This window comes from Comamonas sp. C24C (assembly GCF_053345995.1).
Genome location: NZ_JBKFBC010000015.1, coordinates 27684 through 37275, shown reverse-complemented (window position 1 = coordinate 37275; position 9592 = coordinate 27684). Strand labels below are relative to the sequence as shown.

The window sequence follows — 9592 nt, the reverse complement described above, 5'->3', positions numbered from 1 at the left end:
TGGCGGCCATGCTCATCGAGATCAAATCTCGCATGCTGCTGCCGCCCAAGAAGCAGGAGGACGGCGAGGAAGCCGAGGATCCACGCGCCGAGCTTGTGCGCCGCCTGCTCGAATACGAGCAGATGAAGCTTGCCGCCCAGCAGCTGGGACAGCTGCCCACCTACGGACGCGACTTTCTCAAGGCCACGGTCTATATCGAGCAAAGCCTGCAACCGCGCTTTCCGGATGTGGAAATCGGCGAGCTGCAAGCCGCCTGGCGCGACATCCTCAAGCGTGCCAAGCTGGTGCAAAGCCACAAGATCACGCGCGAAGAGCTGTCGGTGCGCGAATACATGAGCCAGATCCTCAAGCAGCTGCAAGGCCAGCGTTTCGTGGAGTTCGAGCGCATCTTCAATCCGGAAAAAGGCTCGACCGTGCTGGTCGTGACCTTTATCGCCATGCTGGAGCTGGCCAAGGAAACGCTGATCGAAATCACCCAGGCCGAAGCCTACGCGCCGATTTATGTGCGCCTGGCCTATACCCCGGTGTGAGGCCTGCGACCGCCTGCAAGGCAAGCGCCTTGTAACCCTATGACCACCAGAAGTTCAGCAAGGGCTTACATTCGCATCCCGGGCTGCAGCACGCCAGCCTTCTGTTCCACCGCGCCTTGACGCGACACATACGACATGACATACAGCGTCAAAGAAATTTTCTACACCTTGCAGGGCGAAGGCGGCCAGGCCGGCACGCCTGCCGTGTTCTGCCGCTTTGCGGGCTGCAATCTGTGGACGGGCCGCGAGCAGGACAGGCCCAGTGCCATCTGCCAGTTCTGCGACACCGATTTTGTCGGCACCGACGGCACGCTGGGCGGCAAGTTCGCCACGGCCGATGCGCTGGCCGAGCGCATTCTGAGCCAGTGGCCTGCCGACGACAGCCTGCACCGCATGGTGGTGCTGACGGGCGGTGAGCCTTTGCTGCAGGCCGATCAGGCCCTGATCGCCGCCCTGCATGCGCGCGGTTTTCGTATTTCGGTGGAAAGCAACGGCACGGTGGCCGCACCCGAGGGCATAGACTGGCTGTGCATCAGCCCCAAGGCTGGCGCCGACTGGATTCAGCGCAGCGGCCAGGAGCTCAAGCTGGTCTGGCCTCAGCCGACATTCGATCTGGCAGCCATTGAAGCCAGCACCGATTTCCAGCACTATTTTCTGCAACCCATGGACAACGCCCAGCAGAGCGGCAATATTGCCGCCTGTATCGAGCAATGCATGCAACGCCCCGGCTGGCGCCTGAGCCTGCAAACCCACAAGCTCACGGGCATTCGATGAAACACCCCCTGAGTCGCTTCGCGCCTTCCCCCTCTCTCGCTACGCGGGAGGGAGACGACAGCCTCGCTGCGGGGCAGCGCGGCCGGCCCAGGCCCTTGCTTGCTGTCACTGGCATTGGTGCGCGCCGGTTGCCTGCGCAAAGCCAGAAATAACGTTTATGCAGTTCACCGTTCACCAGCGTTTTTTCTTCGATGCCGCCCATACCCTGGAGCGCGCTATCGAGACCGAGAGCAGCCGCCGCATTCACGGCCATACTTACTGGGCGGAAGTCAGCGTGACCGGCCCGCGCAATCCGGACAACGGCATGGTCATCGACCTCGGCCACCTGCGCGCGCGCCTGGAGCTGCTGCGCGATCAGCTGGACCATCACTTTCTCGATGAAGTGCCGGGCCTGGGCAAGCCCACGCTGGAAAACCTCTGCCTCTTCATCGCCAGCGCCCTGGCCGACCTTCAGCCCGCGCCCAGCCGCATCCGCGTCTGGCGCGACAGCATCGGCGACGGCTGCGTGCTCGACCTGTCCTGAGGGCAGGCGCGCAGCTGCAACAAAAAAAGGCCCCGCTATTGCGGGGCCAGCTTGCTGAGAGTCAGACGGCTTTCCCACCAGGAGGCCTAACTCGGCAAGATCATCAGGCAGCAGAGTGCGGCAGCCGCCGCAGCTCTTTGCTGCCCATGCTCTTAGAAATTGTGGCGCAGGCCGATTTCGTAGCCCGTCAGGCTCTTGCCCACAGCGGGTGTAGGGCTCAGCGACGAACCCAGCTTGCGGGAAGCCTTGTCGTCGTTGCTCATGCGTGCCACGGCCGCATAGATTTCGGTGCGCTTGGACAGCTTGTAGCCATAGCCCAGAGCCAGACGCTGGGAGTCCGCATCGCTTTGCTTCTTGTCCTTGTACCAGGTATAGGCTGCGCGCAGCTCGCCGGCGCCCAGAGGCATCTTCACGCCCAGGCTGTACAGATCGACCCGCTTGCCGTTGCCGCGATCGGACGCGATCAGCAGCATGGGAGTGACAACGCCGAAGTTGTAGGAAGCACCCAGATTCATGGTCTTGTAGTCCACGCCTAAGGCAGCCGTGCCGCCACGTGCGATACCGTAGGCTGCAGCAACGTTCAGGGGACCGTTGGCATAGCCCAGACGCAGGCCGGTGGAGCTGGCCAGGCTGTGGTCGTCGGCCTGCTCGCCAAAGCTATGGGTCAGCTGGCCGTAGACGCCGCCCAGCTTGGGCAGCAGATAGCTGATGGCGTTGGAGTTGCGCTTGGGGTTGGAGCCTTCGGAGGTGCCTGCAGCCGAGCCGCTGATCAGGTTATGGCCGTTGATGGCACCCATGCCGGTGTCACCGAAGGCATGGAAGGTTTCCAGGTTCTGGTAGGCGGGGGTCTTGTCACGACCCAGGCGCACTTCACCGAAGTTGCCCAGCAGGCTGACTGTGGAGCGGCGATCGAACTTGAAGCCCGAAGCCGTGCCGTCATCCACGCTCAGACTGCCTTCCAGCCAGAAATCAGCCTTCAGGCCGCCACCCAGATCTTCCACGCCGCGAAAGCCCAGACGGCTGCTGGAGTTGCCGCCGTTGGCCAGACCGGACACGCTTTTGCCGGTCGTGGAGATGTGGGCCACCGACACGTCGGCCACGCCAAAGACGGTCACGCTGGATTGAGCCAGGGCGCCGGCGGAGACGGTCAGGGCGGCAAGGGCGAGAAGAGTTCGTTTCATGCTGTTCACTGTGTTTGTAGAAATGAGAAAGCCCATGCAGTACGGCTACGGCCTGCCTTGGACGGGCCCCGTCTGGGACTGAAGTCATTAAACAAAGTGAAAATGAAACATTAGTTACAACCCTTAAATTCGCAACAAAACAACAATCACAACGACAATCGTCACATCGTCCTACATCAGCGATTGGCAGAACTTTCAACCCCGGGAATGCGAAGGCGCCGCATTTCCCTGTCAATGCCCTCAATGAACTACATGGGTTTTACCGATCGCATTTAGACTTGCGTGATTTTTCGCAAGCACAGGCCTGCCCCATTTCAGCAACGCGCAAAGCGCCCCAGAGAGACAAACATGTTCCGCACCCTGCTCAAATCCAAGATCCACCGCGTCAAGACCACGCAATGCGAGCTGCACTACGAAGGCTCCTGCGCCATCGACGAGGATCTGCTGGATGCCGCCAACATTGCTGAGAACGAACAAGTCCATATCTGGAATATCGACAATGGCGAGCGCTTTGTGACCTACGCCATCAAGGGCGAGCGCGGCACGGGCATGATTTCCGTCAACGGTTCGGCCGCTCGCCGGGCCAGCGTGGGCGACCTGCTCATCATTGCCGCCTTCGCCCAGGTTCATGAAAGCGATGTGGCCGAGCACCAGCCGCAGCTGGTCTTTGTGGACGACAGCAACAAACAGGTTGAGCTGCGCCACAAAGTGCCCACCCAGATGCTGTAAAAACGGCTTTTGCCTCCCAAATCGAGCGAGAGAACTCCATGCCTCATCTGCATATTGAATACACCGACAACCTGACCGGCCTGAACGAACGCGAACTGATGCGCGACATCAACGCCGTGGTCTGCTCCCACCCCACCGTTCTCGATGAAGCCGATGTCAAGGCCCGCATTGCCCGACTGAACATGGACCATGTCTATATCGGCACCCAGCCCGAGAACCGTGGTTTCGTCCACGTGCACCTGCAGCTGATGGCAGGTCGCAGCACCGAAGCCAAGAAGCAGATGTCGGACGGCATTGCCGAAGTCCTGCGCCGTCTGGTGCCCCAGCCTGCCGATGTGCTGGTGCAGCTGAGCGTGGACGTGTCCGATATGGACAAGGCCACCTACTTCAAGGGTCGCCTGTAAGCCCTCGGCCACACAAGCCAGAGCGCCCGCAGCCATGCTTGCGGGCGTTTTTGTTTCAGGGACCTTGGCTTGAGATAAAAATCGCCTCAACCACTTACCCTAAAAGAGCAAGCAGCTCCTGAATCATGAGCAAACCCGAGCCTCGCCCCCGCTGCCCCCGCTGTCACCGGGCGCTGCGCACCTGCGTCTGCGCGCTGGCCAAGCCGGTCGCACATCAGGTCGAAGTGCTGATCCTCATGCATCCTATGGAAGTACACGAAGCCAAGGGCACCGGGCATCTGCTGCATCTGTGCCTGCCACACAGCCGGGTCATGGTGGGCGAGGAATTTGATGCCGCCGAGCTGGAAGCGGCTCTGCATGGAAGATGGGCCAGCAGGGCCAATACCGCCGATACCGATAGTGCGCCCCGCCACAGCCTGCTGCTCTACCCCAATACGGCAGGCCAGGATACCGCCCTGGGGCTGGCTGCAGCCGGCCCCCTGCCTCTGCCCTGGCCGCAGCCGCCAGAGCGTCTGCGGCTGGTGATCATCGACGGCACCTGGCGCAAAAGCCGCAAGATGCTCTATCTCAATCCTGCACTGCAGACCCTGCCGCGCCTGCCCCTGCTCGGCGTGGAGGACTCCGGCTACACCATCCGCAAGGCCCATCTGCCCGGGCAGCTCTCCAGTTTCGAGGCTGCGGCCCTGGCGCTGGCACAGCTGCAGACCCGGCCCGAGGACGCGACGGCCCATGCCGTGCTGCAGGAGGTATTCAGTCAGTTTGTGGCGCAGCAGCTGCAGCTGCGCCAATGCAATCAGGCGCCCCCAAGGGGCGCCTGAGATTCAGCGGTCAAACGAGCTTCCAGCTTAGCGGTTATTGGCCACCTGCTCCGGCACATCGGCGGACTTGGCGGGATCGGTCACCACCAGAGCGGGCCCGCTGCGCTCACTCTTGCTGCGCTTGCGCTCTGCTGTGCCATCGTCTGCGCTCAGGCTGTCGCGGGTGTTTTTCTGCACGGCAATCGCACCGAACAGGGCCAGCGCAAAAGCCATGGCATAGAAACCTTTTTCGCTGAGCTGCAACGCGGCATTGAAGAGACCTGTGCCCAGCAGCAGCACCGCGATGATCAGCGCCACCCAGCTGATGCCGTAGTAGATGCCGGTCACGGAAACGCCCTCGAGCTTGTCGCGCACGGTTTTCTGCAGCGAGATGGCCGAGTACAGACCCAGCACCAGCACAGCAAAGTAAAAGCCTTTCTCGTTGAGCTGCATGGCTGCATTCCACAGCCCGGCCATGAAAGCGACGACGCCCAGCAGCAAGGCGGCCCAGGATGCGCCGACAAATGCGGAGGAAGGCTTATGGCTGGTGATGGCTTGGGGGTTCATGAGCGGGTCTCGAAAGTTGTGGTGAACGAATAGTAGAAAATCCGCTCGCTCAAGCCAAGCCCTTCTTCGCAAGGTATCTTCAAATGATACCTAAAGAGCTGTTTTGCTCGCCAGCCACTGGATGGCCTGAACCGGCCGCGCCCCTCGGTGGCAACTACTTCAACCGGAGGAAGGACATCTGTCGCTTCATGCGCCACAGTGCCTCACGCAAAGGCTTATGTGAGCGCAGCAACCGGGCGCGCAGGCGCTAATCCTCGTCCTCGACTTCGTCCCCATCCATGGCGGCATTGAGCTCTTCCTGTACATGGGGCGGCATGCCGTCTTCCCAGCCATGCTCGTCGACATAGGCATAGATATCGGGTTGCTCACCAGGCACGGCCAGCAGCATGATGGCCGGAATCTGCCATTTGGCCTCATCGCCCTTGACGGCTTCGCTGGTCCAGTCATAGCCCGGGTGCTTTTCATTGCCCGTGGGCGAGGCCAGATCATTGGCCGGGTCCCAGCCGATGGTGGCGGGAGCCAGATTGCCCTGCTCGAAGCGCTGGCTCAGCGCCTGTATGCGGGCCCAGCCCGGGCGGTTGATGCCGGGCACCTTGTCCTGCGAGGCATAGTGCTGGAAGTAGCCCGGCTGCTGATACCAGTACAGCGCCTTGGCAACGGCGGGCTCCAGCTTGGGATGCTTGCTGATCCAGTCGGGCAAGGCGCTGCCGTTGTCGTAGTTCATGGTGGTGACCACGGCCAGCCATTGCAGTGGTGTCGCAGTGGCCAGGAATTCCTTCATCAGGTCCAGGTACAGGGCATCAAAGTCGTCGTCATCCATGGCTGAGACTCCTCCAGGTTACTTACGTCAGCACAATAACAAACCGCCCCTAGGCGATCAAACGAGCATCCAGCCAGCCACGCAGGCTATTGATGAAGGCCCAGCCGCCGGCATGACGCGCCTGCTCCAGCGTCACCACCTGCTCTGTCAGCCTTCCCTGCGACAAGGCCAGCGCCCGCCCCACGCCCGGAAGCAAGCCACATTGCAGCGGCGGCGTGACCCAGCGCCCATCGAGCTGCACGGCAATATTGCCGCGCGTGCCTTCGGTGATCTGGCCGTCCTCGTTGAAAAGTACGATATCGAAAATGCCGGTGCTCTGGGGTCTGAAAGCGTCGTAATGCTGACGTACCGAGGTTTTGAAACGCACCACATCGCTGTACGCCAGCGCATTGGCGATGGGCCGATGCGCCAGCTGCAAAGCAACGGGCTGAGCAGTCGGCGGCAGGGGCTCGGCTGTGATCTGCATCTCGCCCGTGGCCGAAAGCGCCAGCCGCACGCGCCAGTCGCCCATGGAATGCGTCTGACTGGCCATGCGCTCCATATCGGACTCCAGCTGCATCTGCATCAACGGATAGCGAAAATGCTGCGCCGTGATCTGCAAACGGGCCCAGTGCAAAGCCCAGTTCTGCCAGCGACCATCCTTGAGTGCCAGGGTTTCGAGGATTTCAAGATTCGTATTCATGCGCCGACGCCTTGTTCAAGCACCTTGAGAAAAGCCTGCTTGTGTTGCCATTCCATCCATTCATCGGCCGCATTGGCGCTGGCCGTGATGCCGCTGCCTATGCCGCAGCTCAGACGCCCATTCTTGAGCACCACGGTGCGAATGGGAACATTGAAGCTGGCGTGGATACGTCCCGGCCCGCCCCCCGGCCGCACCACGCCCAGAGCGCCGCAGTAGACGCCTCGGGGCTCGAGCTCCAGCTCGCGAATCAGACGCATGGCTTGACGCTTGGGCGCCCCGGTGATCGAGCCGCAGGGAAACAGCGCTGCGAACACATCCACCAGCCGCACATCCGGGCGCGTGCGTGCCACCACATCCGAGGTCATCTGCCAGACGGCCGGCAGCGCCTGGACCTGAAACAGCTGCGGCACTTTCACGCTGTGCGGCACGGCAATGCGTGACAGATCGTTGCGCAGCAAATCCACAATCATCACGTTCTCGGCCCGCTCCTTGACCGACTCGCGCATGGTTTGCGCAGCTCGTGCATCGGCTTCCGGGGTCTTGCCACGCGCCGCGGTGCCCTTCATGGGGCGGGTCAGAATCCGCTCGCCGTCCCAGTCGAAAAACAGCTCGGGTGACAGCGACAGCACCTGCATGTCGCCGCAATCGACCAGGGCCGCATAGCCGCCGGGCTGGGCCTGCTGCAGCCTTGCGAACAGCGCCTGGGCCAGTGCGCCGGCATCGCCATGCTGCAGATCCCCAAGCTCGGCAGTCAGGGGGGCTGTGTAATTGATCTGATAGCAGTCGCCCGCCGCAATCGCCGCATGGATGCGTGCCACATGGGCATCGAACTGTTCGCGGCTGAGCGCCGTCTGCCAATGCACCGCTGCAGTCTGCTGTGGCCGGCTCTGAACAGGGCCTGCCAGCGGCGCGCGATGCAGGCCGAACCAGGCCAGCGGCTGGCCCAATGGGGAGGCATGTACAGCATCGGCATAGGCACGGTCAAAAGCTGCGGCCGCCTCGTAGGCCAGCCAACCCACGCACCACAGGCCTTGCTCGGCTGCCTGCTGCACGGACTCCAGCACGGCAGGCACGTCCTCGGGGCGATGCGCTTGCAAGACTTGTTCGGGAACGCCAAAGCCATGCTGCAGACGGGCTGCTCCAGCCTGCCAGGGAGCGGTGAAATCAAGAACGGTTTTCAAGTCAGATCACCTGCAAGCGCACTGTCGACATGCGCGGAATGCTATCAAACTTGCTATATCCATCCGCCCGGCATTGCCGGCAAAAAAAACGCGCTGAAGGAATCCCTCAGCGCGCATCCACCAATGGGCCACCTCTGTCGGATGGCTAAGAGAGAACTCTGTTACTTGCCGCCCAGCTGCGACTGGTACTTGGCCACGGCAGCCGTGTAGGCAGGGCTGGCCAGCAGGCGCTGGTATTCGGCATAGGCCTTGCGGTACTCGCTGCTGAATTCGGTCTCGACGTAAGCCGCTGGCGTGGGCATGTAGCCCAGACCGGCGCGCTGGTACATTTCGAGGTCGGCCATCACTTCGGCACGACTTTTGCTGGAAGTTACGGGAGTTTGGGGGAGGTCTTGAGCCATGGCCGCAGCAGCGCTGGCGGTCAGCACGGCGGCGGTCAACAAACGGGTAAGGGCGCGCATTTTCAATCCTTTCAACGGCGCAGCAGCGGAAAGAAGACCTGTCTCGCTGCTGTATGGCTGAACTATGCGCCCTGTCCCGCAGGCCGTCTGTGCGTTTTCTCACGCAAAAACTCATTCCACATTGCGGAAAATCAATGTGCTTCCTCGAGTAGAAGCCGCAGACCATCCACACGGCAAAGACGCAGATTGCGTCCCTCGCGCCTGAGCAAGCCCAGACGCGTGAGCCGCGACATCTCGCGTGCGACCTCTTCGCGGCTGGTGCCCAGCATCAGGGCCAGATCGTTCTGGCGCGGAGCCGGCGACAGCAGTGCCTCGTCGTTCTCGACGCCCGCCATCTCGGCACGCTCCAGCAACTGGGCGTGCAGACGGCCGCGCACCGAGAGGGTTCCCAGGCTGACCACGCGCCGCGCCAGCACCCCTGCCAGTTCGCTGAGCCGCTGGACCACGGCCCGCATGACCAGAACATCGCTCATGATCAGCGTCTCAAGCTCGGCATTCGATAGCGATGCAACCAGGCTCTCATGCGTGGCCTGCACCTGCACGAAAACATGGCGAACCGGTGGTTGCGGCGCGAACGCGCCAAAAAAGAAACCGGGCTCCAGATAACCCAGAATCATGGCCCGCCCGCTGGCGCTGTAGCTACCGACACTGAGCTGGCCGCTGATCAGCATGTACATGCGTTTATCGGTATAGGCGCCGTGCAGCACCTGTCCCGCCTCCAGCCGGTGCCATAGGCATTGCCCGGCCAGCACCGACAGTCTCTCGTCGGACAGCGACTCCAGCCAGCTCACGCTGCGCAGACCCTGCCAGGCCACGGCTGACACAGGCGCTGAAACCGACGGCTGCAGGGACTCGAGCATGGACATGAACAACCTTGTGCAAAAAGAAATGGAAGGCCGGAAAGCGCTGGGCCATGCAAAGCTGAGCCCACAGCATAGTAAGG

General features: G+C 62.0%; 13 protein-coding genes. 6 read left to right on the top strand and 7 right to left on the bottom strand.

Annotated elements, in window-relative coordinates; translation table 11 throughout:
- From ACLBXN_RS22420 to ACLBXN_RS22410, 3 genes are all read left to right on the top strand, one after another.
- Window positions 1–530, top strand: a 530-nt coding sequence (locus tag ACLBXN_RS22420) for a segregation and condensation protein A (protein ID WP_447613613.1), incomplete at its 5' end; no start/stop codon positions are given.
- Between the two features lie 135 nt (window positions 531–665).
- On the top strand, window positions 666–1304 hold the full coding sequence (gene queE, locus ACLBXN_RS22415) for a 7-carboxy-7-deazaguanine synthase (RefSeq protein WP_447613612.1): 639 nt from the start codon (window positions 666–668) through the stop codon (window positions 1302–1304).
- 157 nt (window positions 1305–1461) lie between these two features.
- On the top strand, window positions 1462–1827 hold the full coding sequence (locus tag ACLBXN_RS22410; protein ID WP_447613611.1) for a 6-pyruvoyl trahydropterin synthase family protein: 366 nt from the start codon (window positions 1462–1464) through the stop codon (window positions 1825–1827).
- Between the two features lie 152 nt (window positions 1828–1979).
- Here the strand turns inward: ACLBXN_RS22410 and ACLBXN_RS22405 are convergent, their stop codons facing one another.
- Window positions 1980–3008, bottom strand: a complete 1029-nt coding sequence (locus ACLBXN_RS22405) for a porin (RefSeq protein WP_343678346.1) — start codon at window positions 3006–3008, stop codon at window positions 1980–1982.
- A gap of 348 nt (window positions 3009–3356) precedes the next feature.
- Here ACLBXN_RS22405 and panD point away from each other — a divergent pair, with 348 nt between their 5' ends.
- The 3 genes from panD (at window position 3357) to ACLBXN_RS22390 (ending at window position 4959) form a co-directional block, all read left to right on the top strand.
- A complete protein-coding gene (panD, locus tag ACLBXN_RS22400; RefSeq protein WP_003051941.1) occupies window positions 3357–3737 on the top strand; it encodes an aspartate 1-decarboxylase in 381 nt (126 codons plus the stop codon).
- A gap of 38 nt (window positions 3738–3775) precedes the next feature.
- Window positions 3776–4141 carry a 5-carboxymethyl-2-hydroxymuconate Delta-isomerase gene (locus tag ACLBXN_RS22395; RefSeq protein ID WP_167004920.1) on the top strand — a complete coding sequence of 122 codons (366 nt, stop codon included), beginning with the start codon at window positions 3776–3778 and terminating at the stop codon, window positions 4139–4141.
- A gap of 125 nt (window positions 4142–4266) precedes the next feature.
- Entirely contained in the window at window positions 4267–4959 is a 693-nt protein-coding gene (locus tag ACLBXN_RS22390) for a tRNA-uridine aminocarboxypropyltransferase (protein ID WP_447613610.1), read from the top strand.
- 27 nt (window positions 4960–4986) lie between these two features.
- On the opposite strand, the gene yiaA is transcribed toward ACLBXN_RS22390, so the two are convergent.
- From yiaA to ACLBXN_RS22360, 6 genes are all read right to left on the bottom strand, one after another.
- A complete protein-coding gene (gene yiaA, locus ACLBXN_RS22385) occupies window positions 4987–5505 on the bottom strand; it encodes an inner membrane protein YiaA (protein ID WP_447613609.1) in 519 nt (172 codons plus the stop codon).
- Between the two features lie 247 nt (window positions 5506–5752).
- Window positions 5753–6325: a DUF4274 domain-containing protein gene (locus ACLBXN_RS22380; protein ID WP_043006170.1), complete on the bottom strand. Its 573-nt coding sequence runs from the start codon at window positions 6323–6325 to the stop codon at window positions 5753–5755.
- A gap of 49 nt (window positions 6326–6374) precedes the next feature.
- On the bottom strand, window positions 6375–7007 hold the full coding sequence (locus tag ACLBXN_RS22375; RefSeq protein ID WP_447613608.1) for an aminotransferase class IV: 633 nt from the start codon (window positions 7005–7007) through the stop codon (window positions 6375–6377).
- Window positions 7004–8188 (bottom strand): aminodeoxychorismate synthase component I, encoded by a 1185-nt coding sequence (gene pabB, locus ACLBXN_RS22370; protein ID WP_447613607.1) that lies wholly within the window; start codon window positions 8186–8188, stop codon window positions 7004–7006. Before pabB ends, ACLBXN_RS22375 begins: the two co-directional genes overlap by 4 nt.
- Before the next feature lie 161 nt (window positions 8189–8349).
- Window positions 8350–8649, bottom strand: a complete 300-nt coding sequence (locus ACLBXN_RS22365) for a DUF4148 domain-containing protein (protein WP_043006177.1) — start codon at window positions 8647–8649, stop codon at window positions 8350–8352.
- Window positions 8650–8780: 131 nt separating this feature from the next.
- Window positions 8781–9515: a Crp/Fnr family transcriptional regulator gene (locus ACLBXN_RS22360; RefSeq protein ID WP_447613606.1), complete on the bottom strand. Its 735-nt coding sequence runs from the start codon at window positions 9513–9515 to the stop codon at window positions 8781–8783.
- Window positions 9516–9592 lie beyond the last annotated feature (77 nt).